25 protein-coding genes and 1 pseudogene are annotated in these 23681 nt (G+C 67.6%); 8 read left to right on the forward strand and 18 right to left on the reverse strand.

The window, feature by feature from the left end; genetic code table 11:
• Positions 1-19 precede the first annotated feature (19 nt).
• The 5 genes from AC3A84_RS09675 to clpB form a co-directional block, all read right to left on the reverse strand.
• The gene (locus AC3A84_RS09675; RefSeq protein ID WP_487969447.1) at positions 20-1207 is read right to left on the reverse strand and encodes a methyltransferase; all 1188 of its coding nucleotides are present in this window, start codon (positions 1205-1207) and stop codon (positions 20-22) included.
• A gap of 132 nt (positions 1208-1339) precedes the next feature.
• Complete coding sequence (locus tag AC3A84_RS09680; protein ID WP_092939127.1) at positions 1340-1861, reverse strand: GNAT family N-acetyltransferase; 522 nt, start codon at positions 1859-1861, stop codon at positions 1340-1342.
• Positions 1862-1998: 137 nt separating this feature from the next.
• Positions 1999-3435, reverse strand: coding sequence for a coniferyl aldehyde dehydrogenase (locus AC3A84_RS09685; RefSeq protein WP_487969448.1), 1437 nt, complete (start codon positions 3433-3435; stop codon positions 1999-2001).
• 184 nt (positions 3436-3619) lie between these two features.
• Positions 3620-3961 (reverse strand): hypothetical protein, encoded by a 342-nt coding sequence (locus AC3A84_RS09690; RefSeq protein ID WP_487969449.1) that lies wholly within the window; start codon positions 3959-3961, stop codon positions 3620-3622.
• A 69-nt stretch (positions 3962-4030) separates the two neighbouring features.
• The gene (clpB, locus tag AC3A84_RS09695) at positions 4031-6643 is read right to left on the reverse strand and encodes an ATP-dependent chaperone ClpB (RefSeq protein WP_487969450.1); all 2613 of its coding nucleotides are present in this window, start codon (positions 6641-6643) and stop codon (positions 4031-4033) included.
• A gap of 129 nt (positions 6644-6772) precedes the next feature.
• Here clpB and AC3A84_RS09700 point away from each other — a divergent pair, with 129 nt between their 5' ends.
• The gene (locus AC3A84_RS09700; protein WP_487969451.1) at positions 6773-7768 is read left to right on the forward strand and encodes a Bug family tripartite tricarboxylate transporter substrate binding protein; all 996 of its coding nucleotides are present in this window, start codon (positions 6773-6775) and stop codon (positions 7766-7768) included.
• A 50-nt stretch (positions 7769-7818) separates the two neighbouring features.
• On the opposite strand, the gene AC3A84_RS09705 is transcribed toward AC3A84_RS09700, so the two are convergent.
• Both AC3A84_RS09705 and AC3A84_RS09710 read right to left on the reverse strand, forming a co-directional pair.
• Positions 7819-8298, reverse strand: a complete 480-nt coding sequence (locus AC3A84_RS09705) for a molybdenum cofactor biosynthesis protein MoaE (RefSeq protein ID WP_487969452.1) — start codon at positions 8296-8298, stop codon at positions 7819-7821.
• A gap of 8 nt (positions 8299-8306) precedes the next feature.
• A complete protein-coding gene (locus tag AC3A84_RS09710; protein ID WP_487969453.1) occupies positions 8307-8537 on the reverse strand; it encodes a hypothetical protein in 231 nt (76 codons plus the stop codon).
• Positions 8538-8743: 206 nt separating this feature from the next.
• Between AC3A84_RS09710 and AC3A84_RS09715 the strand changes: the two genes are divergently transcribed.
• The 3 genes and pseudogenes from AC3A84_RS09715 (at position 8744) to dapA (ending at position 10561) form a co-directional block, all read left to right on the forward strand.
• A complete protein-coding gene (locus tag AC3A84_RS09715) occupies positions 8744-8998 on the forward strand; it encodes a hypothetical protein (protein WP_092939132.1) in 255 nt (84 codons plus the stop codon).
• Between the two features lie 44 nt (positions 8999-9042).
• Positions 9043-9357 carry a hypothetical protein gene (locus tag AC3A84_RS09720; protein ID WP_487969454.1) on the forward strand — a complete coding sequence of 105 codons (315 nt, stop codon included), beginning with the start codon at positions 9043-9045 and terminating at the stop codon, positions 9355-9357.
• 289 nt (positions 9358-9646) lie between these two features.
• Positions 9647-10561 (forward strand): annotated as a pseudogene (gene dapA, locus AC3A84_RS09725) (4-hydroxy-tetrahydrodipicolinate synthase).
• Positions 10562-10600: 39 nt separating this feature from the next.
• Here the strand turns inward: dapA and moaD are convergent.
• From moaD to AC3A84_RS09755, 6 genes are all read right to left on the reverse strand, one after another.
• On the reverse strand, positions 10601-10879 hold the full coding sequence (gene moaD / locus AC3A84_RS09730; RefSeq protein ID WP_487969455.1) for a molybdopterin converting factor subunit 1: 279 nt from the start codon (positions 10877-10879) through the stop codon (positions 10601-10603).
• Complete coding sequence (locus AC3A84_RS09735) at positions 10876-12111, reverse strand: molybdopterin molybdotransferase MoeA (RefSeq protein WP_487969456.1); 1236 nt, start codon at positions 12109-12111, stop codon at positions 10876-10878. Before AC3A84_RS09735 ends, moaD begins: the two co-directional genes overlap by 4 nt.
• Positions 12111-12701: a molybdopterin-guanine dinucleotide biosynthesis protein B gene (gene mobB, locus AC3A84_RS09740; protein WP_487969457.1), complete on the reverse strand. Its 591-nt coding sequence runs from the start codon at positions 12699-12701 to the stop codon at positions 12111-12113. Before mobB ends, AC3A84_RS09735 begins: the two co-directional genes overlap by 1 nt.
• 82 nt (positions 12702-12783) lie before the next feature.
• Positions 12784-14223, reverse strand: a complete 1440-nt coding sequence (gene thrC, locus AC3A84_RS09745; RefSeq protein WP_487969458.1) for a threonine synthase — start codon at positions 14221-14223, stop codon at positions 12784-12786.
• The gene (locus tag AC3A84_RS09750; RefSeq protein WP_487969459.1) at positions 14223-15569 is read right to left on the reverse strand and encodes a homoserine dehydrogenase; all 1347 of its coding nucleotides are present in this window, start codon (positions 15567-15569) and stop codon (positions 14223-14225) included. Before AC3A84_RS09750 ends, thrC begins: the two co-directional genes overlap by 1 nt.
• A gap of 79 nt (positions 15570-15648) precedes the next feature.
• Positions 15649-16878: a pyridoxal phosphate-dependent aminotransferase gene (locus AC3A84_RS09755; protein ID WP_487969460.1), complete on the reverse strand. Its 1230-nt coding sequence runs from the start codon at positions 16876-16878 to the stop codon at positions 15649-15651.
• Positions 16879-17050: 172 nt separating this feature from the next.
• Here AC3A84_RS09755 and AC3A84_RS09760 point away from each other — a divergent pair, with 172 nt between their 5' ends.
• From AC3A84_RS09760 to AC3A84_RS09775, 4 genes are all read left to right on the forward strand, one after another.
• Positions 17051-17434: an Mth938-like domain-containing protein gene (locus tag AC3A84_RS09760; RefSeq protein WP_288509755.1), complete on the forward strand. Its 384-nt coding sequence runs from the start codon at positions 17051-17053 to the stop codon at positions 17432-17434.
• A gap of 148 nt (positions 17435-17582) precedes the next feature.
• Positions 17583-18068, forward strand: coding sequence for a peroxiredoxin (locus AC3A84_RS09765; RefSeq protein WP_092939142.1), 486 nt, complete (start codon positions 17583-17585; stop codon positions 18066-18068).
• A gap of 176 nt (positions 18069-18244) precedes the next feature.
• Entirely contained in the window at positions 18245-20029 is a 1785-nt protein-coding gene (locus AC3A84_RS09770) for a PhoH family protein (RefSeq protein WP_487969461.1), read from the forward strand.
• Between the two features lie 2 nt (positions 20030-20031).
• A complete protein-coding gene (locus AC3A84_RS09775) occupies positions 20032-20418 on the forward strand; it encodes a hypothetical protein (protein ID WP_487969462.1) in 387 nt (128 codons plus the stop codon).
• Positions 20419-20518: 100 nt separating this feature from the next.
• On the opposite strand, the gene dnaB is transcribed toward AC3A84_RS09775, so the two are convergent.
• From dnaB to rpsF, 5 genes are all read right to left on the reverse strand, one after another.
• Complete coding sequence (dnaB, locus tag AC3A84_RS09780) at positions 20519-21940, reverse strand: replicative DNA helicase (RefSeq protein WP_288510632.1); 1422 nt, start codon at positions 21938-21940, stop codon at positions 20519-20521.
• A 172-nt stretch (positions 21941-22112) separates the two neighbouring features.
• On the reverse strand, positions 22113-22565 hold the full coding sequence (rplI, locus tag AC3A84_RS09785; RefSeq protein ID WP_487969463.1) for a 50S ribosomal protein L9: 453 nt from the start codon (positions 22563-22565) through the stop codon (positions 22113-22115).
• Positions 22566-22576: 11 nt separating this feature from the next.
• Positions 22577-22858: a 30S ribosomal protein S18 gene (rpsR, locus tag AC3A84_RS09790; protein ID WP_011794373.1), complete on the reverse strand. Its 282-nt coding sequence runs from the start codon at positions 22856-22858 to the stop codon at positions 22577-22579.
• An 18-nt stretch (positions 22859-22876) separates the two neighbouring features.
• Positions 22877-23167, reverse strand: coding sequence for a primosomal replication protein N (priB, locus tag AC3A84_RS09795; protein WP_092939172.1), 291 nt, complete (start codon positions 23165-23167; stop codon positions 22877-22879).
• A 23-nt stretch (positions 23168-23190) separates the two neighbouring features.
• Positions 23191-23574, reverse strand: coding sequence for a 30S ribosomal protein S6 (gene rpsF, locus AC3A84_RS09800; RefSeq protein ID WP_092939173.1), 384 nt, complete (start codon positions 23572-23574; stop codon positions 23191-23193).
• Positions 23575-23681 lie beyond the last annotated feature (107 nt).

Raw genomic sequence — 23681 nt, forward strand, 5'->3', positions numbered from 1 at the left:
GCACCGGCCTCGCATCACCTCAGGCCGCAGCGGCCAGCCGCCAGAGCGAAGTCACTTCAGCCGAACGCGCCGCGTGCAGCGGGTCGGACGGGTCCGCCGCCTTGCCGTGGCGCGGGCGCACGTCGTGCCGCTGCAGCACGCGCAGGCCGCCGGCGGCGATCCACTCCAGCAGCTGCGCACGCGGGCGCAGGCCCAGATGCTCGGCCAGATCCGACAGGATCAGCCAGCCCTCCCCGCCAGGCGCCAGATGCTCCGCCAGGCCCGCGAGAAAGCCGCGCAGCATGCGGCTGTCTTCGTCGTACACGGCACGCTCGATGGGCGCATTGGCGCGCGCCGGCACCCAGGGCGGATTGCACACCACCAGCGGCGCGCGGCCTGCGGGAAAGAGGTCCGCCGTCTGCAGTTCCACCTTGCGATGCAGCCCCAGGCGCTGCAGGTTGTCGGCCGCACAGGCCAGCGCGCGCGAGTCCTGGTCGGTCGCCACCACGCGGGCCACGCCGCGCCGGGCCAGCACCGCCGCCAGCACGCCGGTGCCGGTGCCGATGTCGAACGCCAGCGCCTGGGCGCCGGCCGGCAGCGGCGCGGCGGCCACCAGATCGATGTATTCGCCACGCACGGGCGAATACACGCCGTAGTGCGGATGGATGCGCGCGTCCTCGCCCAGGGCGGCGATGGGCACGCCCTTCTTGCGCCACTCGTGCGCGCCGACCAGGCCCAGCACTTCGCGCAGCGACACCACGGCGGGCTCGCCGGAGGGCGGGCCCCAGGCCTCGATCAGCGCCGCGCGCAGGTCGGGCGCGCGCCGCAGCGGAATGCCGTAGTCGGCATCCACCGGCACCAGCACCTGGGCCAACGTGCGCGCACGCTGCGCCTGCGCCTGGCGGTGCAGATGGAAGGCCTGGCCGGGCGCGGTTGTGGCGACGGCCACGGCATCGCTGGCCGGCCTAGCCGCCTTGCGGCCCCGCGAAGGCGCCTTGCGGCTGCGCGCATCGGCGCGGCGCGCCAGCGCCTGCAGCAGCTGCCGGGCGTTGTGGAAGTCCCCCGCCCAGAGCAGCCCGGTGCCTTCGCAGGCCAGGCGATACGCCGTGTCGGCTGCCAGCGTGTCGTCGGCCAGCTGTACGCGGCGCGGCGCGGGCGCACCGTTTTCCGCGCGCCAGGGCGCGCTGCGCTCCTGGCCGGTGGCGTCTTGCCAATGGATGGTGTTCATGCGCGCTCTGCCCGAAAAATGGGGGTTCTGAAAGGCAACATGCGCGCAACCTGAGCGGATGCGCGCATGCCAGAGAGGGAATGCGGCCCGGCCGTGCACCCCACGAAGGGCGCCGGGCCACTGGCCCGGGGATCAGTTCAGCGGGCGCTTCAGACGCACTTCCTCGATCTTCACGCCGCCGACGACGGCCGTCTTGGCGGTGGACATCTCGCGCTTGAAGCCGGCCATTTCATGGAACCGCAGCGCGCGCTCGTTGCGCAGCGGCACCCAGGCGGTGACGTTGGTGCAGCCTTCTTCCTGGAGGCCGTCGCGGGCGGCGTCCCACAGGGCCACGCCCACGCCCTGGTTCCAGTGCGTGGGGGCGGCGTAGATGGCCCAGATCTCACCGGTGGTGGGACGGGACTTCTCATCGCGGGAACGATCGAAACCGACGAAGCCGACGATCTTGTCGCCGTCCACGGCAACCTGCACTTGCGGCTCGCAGTACTCGATGGCCTCGCGCCAGTAAGCCTGGCGCTTCTCGACGGAAGACATGGACTTCAGCTGGTCGTCTGGCAGCAGGCCGCGGTAGGCCTCGGTGGCGGATTGCGTGTGGATCTGGGCAATGGCTTTGGCGTCGCGGAGGGTGGCGGGACGGACCTGGATACTGGACATGGGAACGGAACGGGAACGGGTGGAAAAACGAAAAAGAGCGGCATTGTCGCCGCAAATGGTTTTTCGACTCAATCCTTCAGTTATAGGAGGCCCTCTGCGGCCTGCCCCGCAACCCTTGCACGCAGCCCGCGCGCCCTTCAACCCAAGCGTTTGATCCAGCCCAGGACCTGGTCGAAGCGCGCGCCATAGGGCGGATAGAGCAGACTGCCAAGCGACCAGCGCGACTGCGCCAGCACCGACTTCTGGTGGCAAAAGCGCAGAAAGCCCTGCTCGCCGTGATAGGCGCCCCATCCGCTGTCTCCCACGCCGCCGAAGGGCAGGTTGTCGTGCGCCACGTGCAGGAGCGTGTCGTTCAGCGTCACCCCGCCGCTCACCGTGCCCCGCAGCACGGCGTTGCGCGCCGCCTCGCTGCGGCCAAACCAATAGAGCGCCAGCGGGCGCGGGCCGGCGTTGATATGGGCGATGACGTCGTCCGGGCGCTCATAGGCCAGCACGGGCAGCACGGGGCCGAAGATCTCCTCCTGCATGAGCTGCATGGCCTGCGTGGCCCCGAAGACGAGCACCGGCGGCATCTGCCGGCCCACGCCGTCGCCGATGCTCTGCGGGGGCGGCGGGGGCGAGCCGGGCACCGGCTCCAGCACATGCACTTCGGCGCCCAGCGTCTGCGCCTGCTGCAGCATGGTGCGCAGCCGCGCCAGGTGCCGGGCGTTGATGACCGCCGCGTAGTCGGGATTGCCCTCGAAGTACGGGAACAGGCGCGCCACGGCGGCCCGGTAAGCCTCGGCGAAGGCGGCTTCGCTGCCGCGCGGCAGCAGCACATAGTCGGGCGCGATACAGGTCTGGCCGGCGTTGAGCAGCTTGCCGTGCGCGATCTTCAGCGCGGCCTCGTGCAGGTCGCAGTCGGCATCGATGATGCAGGGCGACTTGCCGCCCAGCTCCAGCGTGGTGGGCGTCAGGTTGGCCGCTGCGGCCAGCGCGACCTTGCGGCCGATGGCGGTGGAGCCGGTGAAGAAGAGGTGATCGAACGGCAGCGAGGCCACCAGCGCCGCCACTGCGGCATCGCCCTGCACCACGCAGAACTCGTCGGGCGAGAAGAACTGCGCCACCAGCAACGCGAGCTGAGCGGAGGTGTGCGGCGTGAGCTCGCTGGGCTTGAGCATGACGCGGTTGCCCGCTGCCAGGGCGGCGATCACCGGGCCCAACGCCAGCTGTACCGGGTAATTCCAGGGTGCGATCACGCCCACCACGCCCAGCGGCTGGCGCTCGATCCAGCCCTGCGCGGGCTGCAGCATGAGCGGCGTGCGCACCTTCTGCGGGCGCGACCAGCGCGCCAGATGCCGCAGCGTATGCCGCAACTGCGAATGCAGCATGAGCAGGTCGGCCACCTCGGTCACGCGCGTGGAGCGCATGCCGAAATCCGCCTGGACGGCCGCCGCCAGCACGGGGCCGTTTTCCTGCAGCAGCTTGCTCAGGCGCAGCAGGCGTTCACGCCGCACCATCAGTGGGACATCGGGCTGCGCGCGGCTGGCCTGGCGCTGGACTTCGAACTGGTGGCGGATATCGGCAGGCGTCATGGGAACATCATAGGCACCGGGCGTGCAACGGGCTGTAAAGCCGGCAAGCGCTGGCGCAGCGCGGCGCGCCGATGCGAGAGCCGCTCAAAAAAGAAAGCGCATGGCAGCCAATGCGGCCCCGGCTGTGCCCGGGCTGCAGTGACCGCCATGCGCTGCGGTGGCGTCAAGCCGGTGGATGCGGCGCTCAGCGGACTTCGCGTGGTTCGACCACGTCCACCACCACGTCGCGCGCACCAGGCAACTCGCGTGCTCGGGCGCCAGGTGTGGCCGGCTCCTCCGCACGGTCGCCACGCGCCGTCCAGCGCGCGGTGCTGCGATAGACCGTGCTCCAGCCTTCGCGGGGGTCCATGCGCATGGTCCAGGGCGTGACGGGCCGGCCGGTGAGCTGGGCCCAGAGGGCGCGCACGCCCCATGCGAGGGCCAGCACGGCGGCGGCGGCGACCAGGCTCAGGAAGAACACCAGCCCCACGACCACCACGAACAAGCGCAGCGTCCACCGGATCAATCCAGCTACGAAATCATTCAAAACCTTGCTCCTTTCTGGCGGTTGCGCGGTGCACATACGCGCCGCGCAACCCATATTGGAACCGGAGCTTCAAGCCCCCACGGGCTGCGGGGTGCCGAACCGGAACACGCCCGGCTCCAGTACCGGATCCACATCGACCGGAATCACGCTCTTGGGCGGGAAACGCCCTTCCAGCAAGAGCTTGGACAGCGGATTTTCGATGCGTTGCTGAATGGCGCGCTTGAGGGGACGCGCCCCGAACACCGGATCGAAACCGACCTTGGCCAGCTCGGCCACGGCGGCAGGCGAGACCTGCAGCGCGAGGTCCATCCTGGCCAGCCGGGCCTCCAGCAATTGCAGCTGAATGCGGGCGATGGCTTCGATGTTCTTCGCGTCGAGCGCGTGGAACACCACGGTCTCGTCGATGCGGTTGAGGAATTCGGGTCGGAAATGGTTCTTGAGTTCCCCCCAGACCGCCTCTTTGATGTCCTGCGAGTCCTGGCCGACCATGGCCTGGATCAGATGCGAGCCGATGTTGCTCGTCATCACGATCACGGTGTTCTTGAAGTCCACGGTGCGGCCCTGGCCGTCGGTCAGGCGGCCGTCGTCCAGCACCTGCAGCAGCACGTTGAACACGTCGGGGTGGGCCTTTTCCACCTCGTCGAGCAGCAGCACGCTGTAGGGCTTGCGGCGCACGGCCTCGGTCAGATAGCCGCCTTCCTCATAGCCCACGTAGCCGGGCGGCGCGCCGATCAGGCGGGCCACGGAATGCTTTTCCATGAACTCGCTCATGTCGATGCGCACCAGGTGGTCTTCGCTGTCAAAGAGAAAGCCCGCGAGCGCCTTGCACAGCTCGGTCTTGCCCACGCCCGTAGGGCCGAGGAACAGGAACGAGCCCGTGGGCCGGTTCGGGTCCGACAGGCCCGAGCGCGAGCGGCGGATGGCGTTGGCCACGGCCGCGATCGCCTCGTCCTGGCCCACCACGCGCTCGTGCAGCTTGTCTTCCATCAGCAGCAGCTTGTCCTTCTCGCCCTGCATCATCTTGGACACGGGAATGCCCGTGGCGCGGCTGACCACCTCGGCAATCTCCTCGGCGCCCACCTGGGTGCGCAGCAGGCGGTTGGGCGTGGCGGCGCCGTCCGTGCCCTCTTCCTTGGCCTGCGCTTCCTTGAGCTGACGCTCCAGGTCAGGCAGCTGGCCGTACTGCAGCTCGGCGACCTTGTTGAAGTCGCCCTTGCGCTTGAGGTCCTCGATCTGCAGCTTCACCTTCTCGACCTGCTCGCGCACGTGCTGGCTGCCCTGGGCCTGGGCCTTCTCGGCGGTCCAGATGTCTTCCAGGTCGGCGATGTCCTTCTGCAGCTTTTCGATCTCTTCTTCGAGCAGCGCCAGGCGCTTCTGCGAAGCCTCGTCCTTTTCCTTCTTCACCGCTTCGCGTTCGATCTGCAACTGGATCAGCCGGCGATCGAGCTTGTCGATGGCTTCGGGCTTGGAGTCGATCTCAATCTTGATCTTGGCCGCGGCCTCGTCGATCAGGTCGATGGCCTTGTCGGGCAGGAAGCGGTCCGTGATGTAGCGGTTCGACAGCTCGGCCGCAGCCACGATGGCCGGGTCGGTGATCTCGACGCCGTGGTGCAGCTCGTACTTTTCCTGCAGGCCGCGCAGGATGGCGATGGTGGCCTCCACCGTGGGCTCGCCCACCAGGATCTTCTGGAAGCGCCGCTCCAGCGCCGCATCTTTTTCGATGTACTTACGGTATTCGTCGAGCGTGGTCGCGCCCACGCAGTGCAGCTCGCCGCGCGCCAGGGCGGGCTTCAGCATGTTGCCCGCATCCATGGCGCCTTCGGCCTTGCCGGCGCCGACCATGGTGTGCAGCTCGTCGATGAAGACGATGGTCTGGCCCTCGTCCTTGGCCAGCTCGCTCAGCACGCTCTTCAGGCGTTCCTCGAACTCGCCGCGGAACTTGGCGCCGGCCAGCAGCGCGGCCATGTCCAGGCTCAGCACGCGCTTGTTCTTGAGCGATTCGGGCACCTCGCCGGCCACGATGCGCTGGGCCAGGCCTTCGACGATGGCGGTCTTGCCCACGCCGGGCTCCCCGATCAGCACGGGGTTGTTCTTGCTGCGGCGCTGCAGCACCTGGATGGCGCGGCGGATCTCGTCGTCGCGGCCGATCACCGGGTCCAGCTTGCCGGCGCGGGCGCGCTCGGTCAGGTCCATGCAGTATTTCTTGAGTGCCTCGCGCTGGCCCTCGGCCTCGGCGCTGTCCATCTTCTGGCCGCCGCGCACGGCTTCGATCGCCGATTCCAGGCTCTTGCGCGTCAGGCCGTTGGAGCGGGCCAGCGTGCCCACGTCGCCCTTGGCGTCGGCCACGGCCAGCAGGAAGAGTTCGCCCGCGATGAACTGGTCGCCGCGTTTGATGGCTTCTTTTTCGGTCGCCTGCAGCAGCCGGCCCAGCTCGGGGCCGACCTGCACGCCGTCGCCGCCCTGCACCTGCGGCAGGCGCTGCATGGCGGCCTCGGCCGCAGTTTCGAGCCCGCGCACGTTGGCGCCGGCACGCTCGAGCAGCGCGCGCGGGCCGCCGTCCTGGCGCAGCATGGCCAGCAGCAGGTGAGGGGCTTCGATGTAGGCGTTGTCATGCCCCAGGGCCAGCGATTGCGCATCGCCCAGGGCTTCTTGGAACTTGGTGGTGAGTTTGTCTTGTCGCATGGTGGAAAAACCTCCGAATTGCCATGGATATGCGGCCGGGCGGATGGGATTCAAGCCGGACAGGGCGCCTGTACCGCGCACCGGCCATGCCGGACAATGTCCAGATCACATCACCCCAGGAGCCCCGCCATGCCCCCGATCGCCTCGCCCCGCGTGCCCGCGTTGTCCCGCCGTGCCTTCACCGCCGCCTCCCTGGCCACGGCGGCCGGCTGGGCCGGCGCACAGCCGCAGGGCGCGCCGGTGCGCCTGCTGGTGGGTTTTCCGGCCGGCGCGGGCAGCGACGCTATCGCACGCCTGCTGGCCGACAAGCTCAAGGACCTGCTGCATGCGCCCGTGGTGGTCGAAAACCGCGCCGGCGCGGGCGGGCAGATCGCCGCGCAGGTGCTGAAGACGGCCGCGCCGGACGGGCACACGCTGCTACTGTCCCACGACCACACCATCTCGATCTTGCCGCAGGTCATACGCAACCCGGGTTTCCTGCCGGCGACCGATTTTGTGCCGGTGGCGGGTCTGGCGACCTTCGCCAACGTGCTGGCCGTATCGGGCGCCACGCCTGCGCGCAACATGGCCGAGTACGTACGCTGGGTGAAGACCCAGCGCGGGGGCAAGGACACGATCGGCGTGCCCGCGCCCGGCTCGATTCCCGAATTCCTCGTGCGGCTGATGGCGCAGCGCTACCAGCTGGATCTGCAGGCCGCGCCCTACCGCGGCAGCGCGCCCATGACGGCCGACATGCTGGGCAACCAGATCGCGGCGGGCATCGCCTCGGTGCCCGACATGATCGAGCTGCAGCGCGCGGGCAAGCTGCGCATCGTGGCCGTCATCGGCGCCCGGCGCCAGCCGCTGCTGCCCCAGGTGCCCACCTTCGGCGAGCTGGGCTTCGACCATCTGGACGACTACCCCTACTACGGCCTGTTCGCGCCGGCCGGCACGCCCCAGGCGGTCATCGACCGCTTCAGCGCCGCGCTGCAGCAGGCGCTGGCCATGCCCGACGTGCGCGAGAAGCTCACCGCGATGGGCCTGAACGTGGGCTTCGAGCCACAGGGCCAGTTCGCCGGGCGGGTGCGGACCTATACGGCAGCCTGGCAACGCATCATCCGGGACAGTGGATTTCAGCCTTTATGAGCCGCAGCGCTTGATGCGCGCGGGCATAATGCTATCGAATCAATAGCAAATCAGTGGGCTGGCGCATTCGCGGCGCGGATGCCCCAGCGCTCCAGCGCTGCATCGTCCGAGACGCGCGCATCCACCCAGCGCGCGCCCTCGGGCGTGGCTTCCTTCTTCCAGAACGGCGCCTGGGTCTTGAGGTAGTCCATGAGGAACTCGCACGCCTGGAAGCTCGCGCCCCGATGGGCCGAACTGACGGCCACCAGCACGATCTGGTCGAGCGGCGCGAGCAGCCCCACGCGGTGGATCACACGGGCGCCGAACACGTCGAAGCGCGCCAGGGCCTCGTCGATCATGGCCTCGATCGACTTCTCGGTCATGCCGGGGTAGTGCTCCAGCTCCATCGACGCGACGCTGTGGCCGTCGCTGCGGTCGCGCACCACGCCCACGAAGCTGCACACGGCGCCCACGCGGGCATCTGCGGCGCGCAGCGCGGCCAGCTCGGCGGCCACGTCGAAGTCGGCGGTCTGGATGGAAACGCGGGGCATGGCGGCACTCATGGCGAACGGTGCAGGCGCGGGGCGGACAGCGCCACGATCTGCTCGGCCACCACCGTCTCCAGCTGGCGGCCAGCCGCGGGAGCGCCGGGCGCGGCCAGTGCGGTCTGCAGGCGCTTGAGGTCGGCTACGGTGGGCGCCACGCGGATCTGCGCGGTGGCACCCGCCACGTTGCCGACCTTGACGAGCGCCATGATCTTCTGGGTCCATTCGTTGGGATTGCGGGCCATGCGGTGATGTCGTCTGCGAAGTGATCGAAAAGGGAAAAAAAGAACGCAGCCAAGGCCACGCCCGCAATGCCGCCCACCGGCGGCGCAGGTTTCGGAAATGCGTTGAAAGGGCCGGCCATGCCATCATCTGCGCCCGATCCTCAGGCCTTTTCGCGCGCGGCAACCGCCGCCCACGGCCTGCAGCCCCGCACTTTAACGCTCCCGACATGGCCACACAGACCATCACCACCGACCGCTACAAGCTTTTTCCGTCGCCCCGCAACCAGCACCGCGTGGTCTTCGAGCACGAGGTCTTCGTGCCCCACCCCTACGCGATCATCGACCTGCCGAGCTTCGATCTGAGCGGCCGCTACAGCCTCTTCGCCGCCTGCCGCCTCTCCGACATGAAGATGGGCCAGCTCGTCACCTTCGAGCTGACGCAGGACATGGAGCGCTTTGAATCGCGCTTCGTGCCAGACTGACCGAACGCGAACGTGAACGCGAACGCGAACGGAGACTGCCGCGCATGTCCGAAGACAACCAGATCCACGTCCCCCCGTCCTTCATCGCCGTCTATAGCGACACCCGCCAGCGTCTGACCGAGCGCAGCGACGTCGTGCGCGCCCGCTACGAGCTCTGCGAAGACCTGGCCTGCCATCTGGTGGAGCACGCGCAGACGCTCTACCACACCCAGGCGCCGTCCGAAGCCGACATCCTGCGCGGCATCCATTCGGGCCTGAACACGGCAGATTCCGGCGTGATCGCAGCAGAAGCGCGCTGGATCACGCTGCGTCTGGCGGAACTACTGGAATGGCGCTGCCCCGAGCTGCCCACCGCCTGAAGCCTCTTCACGCGGGCATGGCTATACTGTCCGCCATGTTTTCGCGCACCCGCTGCCTACCCACCGCCGCCCAGCCGGCGGCAGTGCGCTGCGCGGGCAAAGCCAAAAAACCACAGCTCATCTGACCGGAGCTGCGGTTCCGTCCGGATGAGCGACGGAACCGCCTGGCAGCCCCACCCCCCTCCCCTTGCCTTGATGCCGACCCTGGTCGGACTGCCCGAACGGTCGCTGTGCGCATGCATCCGGCGGTACTCCGAAGCGGTCGTTCTTCCGTCATCAAGGATTCGCCATGCCACATACCTCGCAGCCAGCAGCCCGCGCCACGTCCGATTTTTCCGGGCTCTGGATTCCCCTCGTCACGCCCTTCCAGAGCGGGCACATCGACCATGCCGCGCTGCGGTCGCTGGTGCAGCGCCTGCGCGGCAGCGGCATCGCCGGCCTCGTCGCCTGCGGCTCCACGGGCGAGGCAGCCGCGCTGGAGACCGATTAGCAGGACGCGGTGCTGGACACCGTGACCGCCGCTGCAGACGGACTGCCGGTGGTGATGGGCCTCTCGGGCTACCACCTGGGCCATGTGCTGGAGCGTGTGCGTCAGCTGAACCAGTTCCCGCTCGCCGGCCTGCTGGTGCCGGCGCCGCACTACATCCGCCCTTCGCAGGCCGGACTGCGCCAGTGGTTCGAAGCCATCGCCGAGGCCAGCGCCCGCCCGCTCATCGTCTATGACATTCCCTACCGTACCTGCGCCACGCTGGAGCTGGCTACGCTGCGCGCCCTGGCGGCCCACCCGCGCATCCGGGCGATCAAGGACTGCGGCGGCGATGCGGCCAAGACGCAGGCGCTGATCGCCGATGGCGCGCTGCAGGTGCTCGCAGGCGAGGATGGGCAGATCTTTTCGACCATGGCCCTCGGCGGCGCAGGCGCCATTGCCGCCAGCGCGCACTGGCGGCCCGAGCGGCTGGTGGAATGCATGCAGGCCATCGCCCAAGGTGAGCTGGACCGCGCCCGGCCGCTCTGGCAGGCGCTGGCGCCGCTGATCCCGGCCCTCTTCGCCGAACCCAACCCCGCGCCGGTGAAGGCGCTGCTGGCGCAGCAAGGCTGGATGGACGACGCCCTGCGGTCCCCGATGACGCCTGCATCGCCAGCGCTGGCCAAGCGGCTGCGGGAATTGGTGGCCGCACAGGAAGCGGCGCTCGCGCGGCTGTGAGCAAAAAAAGGAAGGGCGCTCGCTCGCCCTGAGCCGGCCTCAGCCGCCCGTGACGGGCGGGAAGAACGCCACCTCGGCGCCCGCCTTGAGGGCGGCGTCTTCGCCGCTCATGGTCTGGTCGAGCGCCATGCGCACCGCCCGGCCAGGGGCGAGCGCGGTGGCCCAGGGCTCGCCGCGGGCGATGAGTTCGCTCCGCAGTGCGCCCAGGGTGGCGGCGCGGGTCTGCACGGTTTCGCTGCCACGGCCGATGGCTTCGCGGATGGAGGCGAAGTAGCGCACCTCGACGGTGATGGCGGCGGCAGTGGTGTCCTGGCTCATGACAGCAGATCGGCGAAGGAGATGAAACGTACGGTGTCGCCCCGGGCGATGGTCTGGCCCGCAGGGTTGTCCACCACGCCGTCGCCCCACGCGGCGGAGGTGAGCACGCCCGAGCTCTGGTTGCCGAAGCGCTCCAGCCGGCCGTCCGCGCCCCAGCGCACGCGCAGGAATTCGCGGCGCTTGTCGGCGCGGGGCCAGTCGAAGCCGGCGGTGACGGCCATGGCGCGGGGCGCCACGTCGGTCGCGCCCTGCAGCGCCAGCAAAAAGGGGCGCACCAGCAGCGAGAAGGTGACGAAGCTCGACACCGGGTTGCCCGGCAGCCCCATGAAATGCGCGTCGCCGATGCGGCCATAGGCGAAGGGCTTGCCCGGCTTCATGGCGATCTGCCAGAGGTGCAGTTCGCCCAGCGCCTCGACGGCGGGCTTGATGTGGTCTTCCTCGCCCACCGACACGCCGCCGCTGGTCAGGAGGAGGTCGTGCGCGGCACTGGCCGAGCGCAGCGCCTCGATGGTGGCATCGCGCCGGTCGGGCACGATGCCCAGGTCGGTCACTTCGCAGCCCAGCCGGCGCAGCATGGCGCGCAGGAAGAAGCGGTTGCTGTTGTAGATGGCACCGGGCGGCATGCGCTCGGGGGGCACGTCGCCGGGCATGACGAGTTCATCACCCGTGGAGAACAAGGCAACGCGCGGCCGGCGTGACACCGTGAGCCGCGCCAGCCCGATGCTGGCGGCCAGCCCCAGGGAGGCGGGGCTTAGCCGGGTGCCGGCGGAGAGCACCTGGGCGCCCCGCGTGATGTCTTCGCCCGCACGGCGAATCCACTGACCGGACGCAGGCACGGCGTTGATGCGCACGCGCTCGCCCCCCTCCAGCGGCTCGCAGTCTTCCTGCATCACGATGGCATCGGCCCCGGCCGGCACCGGGGCGCCGGTGAAGATGCGAGCGGCGGTGCCGGCCGCCAGCGGCTGGGCGGCGCTGCCGGCGGGAATGCGCTGGGAGACCGGCAGTTCGGCAGCCCTGGCGATGTCGCCTTGCGCGAGATCGGCCACGCGCACGGCGTAGCCATCCATGGAGCTGTTGTCGGCGGGCGGCACCTGCAGCGGCGAGGTGGCGCTTTCGCGCAGCACGCGGCCGTCGGCATCGAAGCAGTCCACGGTCTCCACGCCAAGCAGGGGCACGGCACGGGCCAGCAGTTCGGCGAGCGCGTCGTCCAGCGGCTTCAAAGGGGCTCGCATCAGAGGGCTCCTGCGGGATGAGATGGAACGGCCGCCGCGGGGACTGGCGCGGCCGGACGGGCGTAGTCGAATCGCGCTCCCTGGGCCAGCAGCCAGTTCGCCAGCGCGTGCGGGTCGCGCACGTCGAACACCGGCAGCGTGGTCGGCGCGGGCAGGCCGGCGGGCGCAGCATCGGTGGCGATGGCGACGATGTGCGGGTCCTCGGGGTAGCGCGCGGGGCGCTCGCGGTAATCGGGCGAGGGCATGCGCCACACCTCGACCTTGGGCAGGTCGCTTTCCTTGAAGCCTTCGACCAGCACCCAGTCCACGCCGGCATCGAGCTCGGCCAGCAAAGCATGCACGCTGATGGCGCCGGGCGACTCGAACTCGCGCATCACGGCCAGGCGCCGGTCGGAGGCCACGGCCACCTCGTAAGCCCCGGCCTCACGGTGGCGCCAGGTGTCCTTGCCGACGTGGTCGATATCGAAATTATGGTGCGCGTGCTTGACCACCGACACGCGCAGGCCCTGCAGCCGCAGCTCGGGAATCAATTGCTCGACCAGCGTGGTCTTGCCGCAGCCCGAAAACCCGGCAAAGCCGACCACCTTCATCCTGATTCCTTTTTGCTATTCAAACCATAGCTGCAGGCCCTTGATTTGCAAGGGCTGCAGGCTTCTTTCGCTTCAAACCGTTTCAGACCGCTTCCGGCACATGGCGGCGGATGTAGTCTTTGACCGCCTCGGCATCGGCAGGCATCACCTGCACCCGCTTGGGCAGGGCCTCGATGCCTTCAAACCTCGCAGGCCGCTCGGGCGGCTGGCCCAGGGCCAGGGTGATGGTTTCAGCGAACTTGATGGGCAGCGCCGTCTCCAGCACGATCATCGGCACGGTCCCAGGGCCGCGCTGCTCCAGCGCCACTTTCACGCCGTCGGCGGTGTGGGTGTCGATGGTCACGCCATGGCGCACGAAGTTGTCCTTGATGGTCGCAAGACGATCGGCATGGGTGCTCTTGCCGCTGGAGAATCCGTAGCGCGTGGCGGCATCGGCGAAGTGCGGATCGGCGCTCAGGTCGAAGCGGCCGTCGCGGGCCAGCGCGTCGCCGAACAGCGCCTGGGTGCGCGCGGCGTCGCGGCCCAGCAGGTCGAACACGAAGCGTTCGAAGTTGCTGGCCTTGCTGATGTCCATGGAGGGGCTGGAGGTTTCGTGCGTGTCGGCGCTGCCGCGCACGCGATAGACGCCGGTGCGGAAGAACTCGTCGAGCACGTCGTTCTCGTTGGTGGCTACCACCAGGCGGTCGATCGGCAGCCCCATCATGCGCGCGACATGGCCCGCGCAGACGTTGCCGAAGTTGCCCGAGGGCACGGTGAAGCTGACCTTCTGGTCGTTGGTCTCGGTGGCCTGCACGTAGCCGGCGAAGTAATAGACCACCTGCGCCAGCAGGCGCGCCCAGTTGATCGAGTTGACGGTGCCGATCTTGTACTGGCGCTTGAACTCCAGGTCGTTGCTCACGGCCTTGACGATGTCCTGGCAGTCGTCGAACACGCCTTCGATGGCGATGTTGTGGATGTTCGCGTCCTGCAGGCTGAACATCTGCGCCTGCTGGAAGGGGCTCATCCGCCCGTGCGGGCTGGTCATGAAGACGCGCACGCCCGCCTTGCCCTTCATGGCGTATTCGGCCGCGCTGCCGGTGTCGCCACTGGTCGCGCCGAGGATGTTGAGCTGCTCGCCGCGGCGGGCCAGCTCGTATTCGAACAGGTTGCCCAGCAGCTGCATGGCCATGTCCTTGAAGGCCAGCGTGGGGCCGTTGGACAGGGCTTCGAGCCAGAGGCCGTCTTCAAGGTGGCGCAGCGGCACGATCTCGCCGGTGCCGAAGACTTCGGCCGTATACGTCTTCTCGCACAGGTGCTTCAGGTCGGCGGCGGGAATGTCGTCGATGTAGAGCGAGAGGATCTGGAAGGCGAGTTCCGCGTAGCCCTGCTCGTGGTAGGCCGTGCGCAGGCGGGTGAGCGCGGCGTCGTCGATGTGCGGATAGCGCTCGGGCAGGTACAGACCGCCGTCGGGCGCCAGGCCTTCGAGCAGGATGTCGCAAAAGCGCTTGCGGTCGGGATGGCCGCGCGTGGAGAGGTACAGCATCAGTTCAACTCTTCCTTGCGGATGCGCGTGATGGGCGCGAGCACCGTGGGCAGGGCCTGCATCTGGACGATGGCGTCGTTCATGGTGCCTTCGCGGGTCTCGTGCGTGAGGATGATCAGGTCGGTCTGCGCGGAACCTTCGCCGCCCACTTCGTCGGCCTCGCGCTGCAGCACGGCGTCGATGCTGATGCCAGCGCCGGCCAGCAGGCCCGTGACCTGGGTCAGCACGCCGGCCTGGTCGGCTACGCGCAGGCGCAGATAGTAGCTGGTGATGAATTCGCTGGCGGGCAGCACGGGCAAGGCGGCCTGGGCCTGGTCCAGGGTGTGCGGCTGGAAGGCCAGGTAGGGCACGCGGTGGCCAGGGTCGGCCGAGGCCAGGCGGGCGATGTCCACCAGGTCGGCGATGACGGCGCTGGCCGTGGGCTCGCTGCCCGCGCCCTTGCCGTAGTAGAGCGTGGTCCCCACCGCATCGGCCTGCACCACGACGGCGTTCATGGCGCCTTCGACGTTGGCGATCAGGCGCTTGGCCGGGATCAGCGTGGGGTGTACGCGCAGCTCCACGCCGTCCACGCCCTCGCCCGTGCGGCGCTTGGCGATGCCCAGCAGCTTGATACGGTAGCCCAGCTGCTCGGCGTATTTGATGTCGGCGCCGGCCAGCTGGGTGATGCCTTCGACGTAGGCCTTGTCGAACTGAACCGGGATGCCGAAGGCGATGGCCGACATGATGGTGGCCTTGTGCGCGGCGTCCACGCCTTCGATGTCGAAGGTCGGGTCGGCCTCGGCGTAGCCCAGTCGCTGCGCCTCCTTGAGCACCACGTCGAAGTCCAGGCCCTTGTCGCGCATCTCGGACAGGATGAAGTTCGTGGTGCCGTTGATGATGCCGGCGATCCATTCGATGCGGTTGGCCGTGAGGCCTTCGCGAAGCGCCTTGATGATGGGGATGCCACCGGCCACGGCGGCCTCGAAGGCGACCATCACGCCCTTGGCGGCGGCAGCGGCGAAGATCTCGGTGCCGTGCACGGCCAGCAGCGCCTTGTTGGCGGTGACCACATGCTTGCCGGCGGCGATGGCTTCGAGCACCAGCGCCTTGGCGATGCCGTAGCCGCCGATGAGCTCGACCACGATGTCGATGTCGGGGTTGGCGATGACGGCGCGGGCGTCGCTCACCACCTGCACACCCTCGCCAGCCACGGCGCGGGCACGCTCCACGTCCAGGTCGGCCACCATGGTCACTTCGATGCCGCGGCCGGCGCGGCGGCGGATCTCTTCCTGGTTGCGTTGCAGCACGTTGAAGACGCCACTGCCCACGGTGCCAATGCCCAGCAGGCCTACTTGGATCGGTTTCATATCAAAAATCTCAGGTAAAACGGTCTGGAGCGCTTGATCTATCTGCGCTCACAGCTATCAAAAAAGGAGTGAATTCGCGTCAGGCGGTGGCGTGCCGCTGGCGGTACTGGGCGAGAAAGTCCGCCAGCCGGCCGATGGCCACCCGCAGGTCGCCCTCGTGCGGCAGGAACACGATGCGGAAATGCTGGTTGTCGGGGAAGTTGAAGCCCGAGCCCTGCACCAGCATCACGCGGGTGGCGCGCAGCACTTCCATGAAGAACTGGCGGTCGTCGGCGATGGGGTACATCGCCGGGTCCAGGCGGGGGAACATGTAGAGCGCCGCCTGCGGTTTGACGCAGCTCACGCCCGGGATCGCCGAGATGAGCTCGTAGGCCAGATCGCGCTGGCGGCGCAAGCGCCCGCCTTCGGCCACCAGATCGTTGATGCTCTGGTAGCCGCCCAACGCGGTCTGGATGGCCCACTGGCCGGGCACGTTGGAGCCCAGCTTGAGGTTGGCCAGCATGTTCAGGCCTTCGATGTAGTCGCGCGCATCCTGCTTGGGGCCGGAGACGATCATCCAGCCGGCGCGGAAGCCGCACGAGCGATAGGCCTTGGAGAGCGAATTGAAGGTGAGCGTCAGCACGTCGGTGGAGAGGCTCGCCATCGAGGTGAAGACCGCGCCCTCGTAGAGCACCTTGTCATAGACCTCATCGACCATCAGCACCAGGCCGTGCTCGCGGGCGATGGCAACGATGCCGCGCAGCAGCTCCGGCGGATAGAGCACGCCGGTGGGGTTGTTCGGGTTGATGACGACGATGCCACGGGTGCGCGGCGTGATCTTGGCGCGGATGTCGTCCAGGCTGGGCAGCCAGCCGTCGTCCTCGTCGCAGAGGTAATGCACGGGCTTGCCGCCCGAAAGCGAGACCGCCGCCGTCCAGAGCGGGTAATCGGGCATGGGCACCAGCAGCTCGTCGCCGTCATCGAGCAGCGCATTGGTGGCCATCACGATCAGTTCGCTGGCGCCGTTGCCGAGATAGATGTCGTCCAGCGTGACGCCGGCGATGCCCAGCTGCTGCGAGTAGTGCATCACCGCCTTGCGCGCGGCGAAGATGCCCTTGCTGTCCGAATAGCCTGCCGAGTCGGGCAGGTTGCGGATCATGTCCTGCTGAATCTCTTCGGGCGGATCGAAGCCGAACGGCGCCATGTTGCCGATATTCAGCTTGATGATCTTCTGGCCCTCGTCCTCCATCTGCTTGGCCGCATCCACGATCGGGCCTCGCACATCGTAGAGAACGTTATTGAGCTTGGCGGATTTGTGGACGGTCTTCATGCTGCGCGGTTGGCGGCGCCAAAGGCCGCCAGGAGAAGGGGAATCGGTCCTGCGGGGCACGGCGCACCCCCGGTGAAACCTATAATTTGACCACAGTTCTACACGACGGAACCGGGCCCGCGCCCTGCGGCACGCAGGGCCCCTGCACGGGGCCACCCACCCGGACATCCCCATGAAATTCCAGCCCGACCGATCCGACGCCCAGAGCATCAACGCCTACGGGCCCGGCTGGATCGGCATCGACGCCGAGCGCATCACGCACAGCGTGGTCATCACCTCCGGCGGCGTTCGCACCGAATGGCACTGCGCTCGCTATGAAGACCTGACCCCCGCGCACTTCGCGCAACTGGCCGAGCTGGACTGCGAACTGGTCATCTTCGGCAGCGGCGGGCGCAACCGTTTCCCGCCACCGGCCTGGCTGCAGCCGCTCATGGCGCGGCGCATCGGCCTGGAAACCATGGACACCCAGGCTGCCTGCCGCACCTACAACATCCTGGCCGGCGAGGGCCGCAACGTGGCGGCAGCCCTTCTGCTCGAGAGTGCAGAACCGGCATGATTCGTGCATTTTGGTTACAGACTGCGACCGGCGAAAGAGTGCGTTTCAGGGTAAAATACCGGGTTGCGGTCGGGGGCCTAGTCCAGCTGCAACCTCACACCCGCACCCCCGATTTTCCAACGACTACCCTCCTGAGAGACTGAGTGCCATGGCGATCGTTGTCAACAAACCCCTCCCTGAATTTGAAGCCAACGCGACCGGCGGGATCAAGGTCTCCAACACCTCGCATCTGGGCCAGGTTCTGATCCTGTACTTCTACCCAAAGGACAACACGCCCGGCTGCACCACCGAAGCCATGCAGTTCCGCGACAAGTACAAGGACTTCGCCAAGGCCGGTGCCGCCGTGTTCGGCGTGTCGCGCGACAACATGAAGTCGCACGACGACTTCAAGGAAAAGCTCGAACTGCCCTTCGAGCTGATCGCCGACACCGAAGAGAAGATGTGCCACATGTTCGGCGTGGTCAAGAACAAGATCATGTACGGCAAGAAGGTCAAGGGCATCGAGCGCAGCACCTTCCTCATCGGCCCCGATGGCGTGCTGGTGCAAGAGTGGCGCGGCCTGAAAGTGCCGGGCCACGTGGACGAAGTGCTCAAGGCCGTCAAGTCCATCAAGGCCCTGAAAAAGGCCGCCTGAAAGGCAGCGGCGACTTGCCGAGCCGTTCACCGGGAATATGCATAATGGGTCAATGCCTCTGAGTGACGCAACGCCCCCTTCCCCCTCCAAAGCCGTCTGGGTCTCCAGGCGGCTTTTTGCTTTCTGACGCACGCCGTCCCACACCCTTCCCTTCCCCCAAGCGAGGCCACCGCCCCATGCCCCTGCCCCCCGCCCCCGCCAAGCGCGCCGCGCTGCTGTCCCCGGATGCGTACCTGCAGAACGCCCCCGCGTCTTCCGACGCGGTAACGCCCGCCCGCACATCCGAAGAAGCCTCGACCGCCGTTGCAGCGCCCTCCACCCGGCGCAGCCGCAAGGCAGCGGCCACCAGCCGCCGCAATGCCGCAGAAGCTGCGGCCGCAACCAGCTCGGTGTCGGCGGCACCCGCCGTGGAAGCCGCGCCGGCACCGCAGCCTGCGGCCCGGAGCCGCACACGCAAGGCACCAGCAACCATCACCCCGGCGAGCGCACCCGTGGCCGCCCAGCGCACCACCGCCACGGCAGCGCCCAAGCCCGCCGTGGCCGAGCGCCCGCGCAAGGCACGCAGCACCGGCCCGAAGAAGATGTTCGTGCTGGACACCAACGTGCTGCTGCACGATCCCACCTGCCTGTTCCGCTTCGAGGAGCACGACATCTTCCTGCCGATGATCGTGCTGGAAGAGCTCGACGGCCACAAGAAGGGCATGACCGAAGTCGCCCGCAACGGCCGCCAGGCCAGCCGCACGCTGGACGCCCTGGTGGGCGTGCAGGGCGCCGACATCGGCAAGGGCATCGCGCTCGATTCCACGGGCCAGCGCGCCGCCGGCGGCTGCCTGCACTTCCAGACCGAGCCGCTCGACTACCAGCTGCCCACCAGCCTGCCGCAGGGCAAGGCCGACAACCAGATCCTTGGCGTGGTCGAGGCCCTGCGCCAGCGCTATGCGCCGCGCGAGGTGGTGCTGGTGTCCAAGGACATCAACATGCGCGTCAAGGCGCGTGCTCTGGGCCTGAACGCCGAGGACTACCAGAACGACAAGACGCTCGAAGACGGCGACCTGCTCTATTCAGGCGTGCTGGCCCTGCCCGCGGACTTCTGGACCAAGACCGGCAAGAACGTCGAGAGCTGGCAGCAAGGCGCGCACACCTACTACCGCATCGGCGGTCCGGTAGTGCCGCAGCTCATGATCAACCAGTTCGTGTATTTCGAGGCGCCCGGCGAGCCCAGCCTGTTCGCGCGCGTCACCGAGATCCGCGACAAGACCGCCGTGCTGCAGACCCTCAAGGACTACGGCTCGGCCAAGAACGCGGTCTGGGGCGTGAACACCCGCAACCGGGAGCAGAACTTCGCCATGAACCTGCTCATGGACCCGGAAGTGGACTTCGTGACCCTGGCCGGCACCGCCGGCACCGGCAAGACGCTGATGGCCCTGGCCGCCGGCCTCACCCAGGTGCTGGACGACCGCCGCTACACCGAGATCATCATGACCCGGGCCACGGTGAGCGTGGGCGAGGACATCGGCTTCCTGCCGGGCACTGAAGAGGAAAAGATGGGCCCCTGGATGGGGGCGCTGGATGACAACCTCGAATTCCTCGCCAAGGGCGACGGCGGCAACGCCGGCGAATGGGGCCGCGCCGCGACCAACGAGCTGATCCGCAGCCGCATCAAGATCAAGAGCATGAACTTCATGCGCGGGCGTACGTTCATGAACAAGTACGTCATCATCGACGAGGCGCAGAACCTGACGCCCAAGCAGATGAAGACGCTGATCACGCGCGCAGGCCCCGGCACCAAGATCATCTGCATGGGCAACCTCGCGCAGATCGACACACCCTACCTGACCGAAGGCTCCTCCGGACTGACCTACGCGGTGGACCGCTTCAAGGGCTGGCCGCACAGCGGCCACATCACGCTGGCGCGCGGCGAACGCTCGCGCCTGGCCGATTTCGCCAGCGAGGTGCTCTGAGTATGGCCATCGGTTGGATGACGGCCCTCAAGCTCGTCCCCTGGGGCGACGTGATCGAGGCGACGCCTCAGATCCTGCAGGCAGCCCGCCGCCTCATGGGATCGACCCGCAAGGGTGCCGCCGAAGACGTGCAGGCCGCAGGCGGAGAGGCTGGCGGCGCGATCGCCATGAGCACCGCCGACCAGCTGGCGGTGATGCGCGACGCCCTGGTGCAGCTGCAGGACGAGCAGCGCGCCTCAGCCCAGCTGATCGAGTCGCTGGCCGAGCAGAACGCCCTGCTGGTGCGCGCCGTCGATGCGCTGCGCCAGCGCCAGCAGCGGCTGGTGTGGGCCGCCTGGGTGCTGTGCGTCTCCACGGCCGGGCTGCTGGTCTGGGCCTTCACCCGCTGAGCGCCGCCGCGGCAACGCTATCAAAAAGAGAGCCCCTGGCGCTTGTGCATCAAGCGCCAGGGGCTCTTTTCATGCCCACGCCTGCAGGCGACGGGCCGCGTCAGTAGTCGTCGCCGCCGTAGCCCACGGCCAGGTTCTCGAAGCGCGTCTGGTTCTTCTGGAAGAAGAGCTTCACCGTGCCCGTCGGGCCGTTCCGCTGCTTGCCGATGATGACCTCGGCCACGTTGGGCTCCTTGGAGTCCTTGTTGTAGTAGTCGTCGCGGTAGATGAACATGATGATGTCCGCATCCTGCTCGATGGCGCCGGATTCGCGCAGGTCGGACATCATGGGCCGCTTGTCGGTGCGCTGCTCCACCGAGCGGTTGAGCTGCGAGAGCGCGATCACCGGGCACTGCAGCTCCTTGGCCAGCATCTTCAGGCCCCGCGAGATCTCGCCCAGTTCGGTGGCGCGGTTGTCGGAGCTGTTCGAGCCCGAGCCGCTCATGAGCTGCAGGTAGTCCACCACGATGAGGCCGAGCTTGCCGCACTGCCGCGCCAGCCGCCGAGCGTTGGCCCGCAGTTCGCCCGGAGAGAGACCCGGCGTCTCGTCGATGTGCAGCGACACGGTGCGCAGGCGCTCAATGGCTTCGGTCAGGCGCGGCCATTCCTCGTCGGTCAGCTTGCCGGTCCGCAGATTGCCCTGGTTCACGCGGCCGATCGAGCCCACGATACGCACCGCGAGCTGGGCCGCGCCCATTTCCATCGAGAAGATGGCCACGGGCAGGCCTTCGTTGAGCGCCACGTGCTCGGCGATGTTCACCGCGAACGAGGTCTTGCCCATGGAAGGACGCGCGGCCAGCACGATCATGTCGCCGGCCTGCAGGCCCGAAGTCATGCGGTCCAGATCGGCGAAGCCCGTGGGCACGCCGGTCACGTCCATCGGGTTGTCGGCCATCTCCTGGACCTGGTCCAGCAGGTCGATCACCAGGGTGTCCAGCGACTGGAAGCCCTGCTTGCTGCGCGAGCCTTCTTCACCGATGGCGAAAATCTTGGCCTCGGCTTCGTCGAGGATCTTCTCGACCGTCTTGCCCATGGGGTTGAAGGCGTTGGTCGAGATCTCGTCGCTGGCCGTGACCAGCTTGCGCAGGATGGACCGCTCGCGCACGATTTCGGCGTAGCGGCGGATATTGCTCGCGCTGGGTACGTACTGCGCCAGGCTGTTGAGATAGGCGATCCCGCCCACCTCCTCGGCTTTGCCCAGGCTCTGCAGTTCCTCGAAGACCGTGATCACGTCGGCCGGCTTGCTGGCGTTGATCAGCTTGCCGATGGCGGCGTAGATCTGCTGGTGCTCGTGCCGGTAGAAGTCGCTGTCCACCAGGAGGTCACCCACCCGGTCCCAGGCGTTGTTGTCCAGCAGCAGACCGCCCAGCACGCTGGACTCCGCCTCGATGGAGTGCGGCGGCACGCGCAGCTTGGCCACCTCCTTGTCGACCGGGTGCGGCAAGGTGAAATCGTCGTCCAGGGGGGGCATCACGGCAGACATGGGAGGAACTCCTTGAACGTCAGGGACGGCAGCCGCCAGAGGCAGCGGCTGGGGACAATGCTGTGGACAAGCCGTTGACAGGCGGTGGATTCAGCAGGCGCCAGAAAACGCAAAAGCCGCCCAGGGGCGGCCTTCGCTGCGCTCTGCATTTTCATGCAGAGTGAGTGGATGGTCAGGCGGTTTCGCCGTACACCGAGATGGTGACTTCCACGACCACGTCGGTGTGGAGCGCCACGCTGACCGTGCTGTCGCCGACGGTCTTGATCGGGCCGTTGGGCAGGCGGATCTGAGCCTTGAGCACAGAGTAGCCTTGCTTGTTCAGCTCTTCGGCAATGTCGTGGTTGGTGACGGAACCGAACAGACGGCCGTCCACGCCAGCCTTTTGCGTCAGCTTGACGGTCGTGCCGCCCAGCTTTTCGCCTTGCGCCTGGGCTTCAGCCAGCTTGGCGGCAGCAGCCTTTTCCAGTTCGGCGCGCTTGGCTTCGAACTCGGCCTTGTTGGCTTCCGTGGCGCGGCGGGCGCGGCCCGACGGGATCAGGAAGTTGCGTGCGTAGCCGTCCTTGACCTTGACGATTTCGCCCAGGTTACCGAGGTTCACGACCTTGTCGAGCAGGATGATTTGCATGGTCGGGCTCCTTAGATCTTGTGCTGGTCGCTGTACGGAACCAGGGCCAGGAAGCGAGCGCGCTTGATGGCGGTGTTCAGCTGACGCTGGTAGATGGCGCGCGTGCCGGTCAGGCGCGCAGGGATGATCTTGCCGTTTTCGGCGATGAAGTCACGCAGGGTGTCGACATCCTTGTAGTCGATCTCTTCCACACCAGCGACCGTGAAGCGGCAGAAGCGCTTGCGCTTGAACAGCAGGGACTGGGTGTTGCGCTTCGGGCGCTTGTCTTTGTTGAACTTCTTGAACGTGGCCATTTTCGGACCCCTTGAAAATTAATCTTGTTGAATATCCTGGATGTGGAAGACCAGACCCTTGCCGTTGCGCGGCGTGGCGAGGAAACCCTGAAACTTCCAGCGGCTCCCCAGAGCCTGCCGAGCCAGCCGCTCCGCCAGGGCGCCGAACGCCACGGCCTTCACGGCTGCACGGACCTCACGCTGCGCACCTGCTTCCTGCTGCTGCGACTCGTGCTCGAGCCGCAAGTCCAGCGCAGGCAATCCGGCCGGCGTGTAGCGCAAGGCTTTCGCCTCGCCGATACAGGCCGTCAGCGCAACGCGGTTTTCCACATGTCCCGGCTTGAAGCTGCTGATCAGCGCGATTCGCGCTCGGCAGCTGCGAATTCAGCCTGGCTGGCCTTGCGCGCTTCTTCGCGTTCGACGGTCTTCATCATGGAGGAAGCGCCGGTTTCGGCCTTCTTCTTCTGAACCGTCAGGTGGCGCAGCACGGCGTCGTTGAACTTGAAGGCGTGCTCCAGTTCAGCCATCACGGCCTGGTCGGCTTCGATGTTCACGCACAGGTAGTGGGCCTTGGCCAGCTTGTTGATCAGGTACGCCAGTTGACGGCGGCCCCAGTCTTCCACGCGGTGGACCTTGCCGCCGCCGGCAGTGATCATGCCCTTGTAGCGCTCCAGCATGGCTGGAACCTGTTCGCTTTGATCCGGGTGGATCAACAAGATGATTTCGTAATGACGCATGCAAACTCCTTCTGGATGACACCACCTGCTGCGTCTCTTGAAGCAGTGTGGCAAGGCAAAGCCGGCGATTATAGCGCGCACCTCCCAGCTTGTACACTCGCAGGCTG

The sequence above is a fragment of the Paracidovorax sp. genome (genome assembly GCF_057642795.1).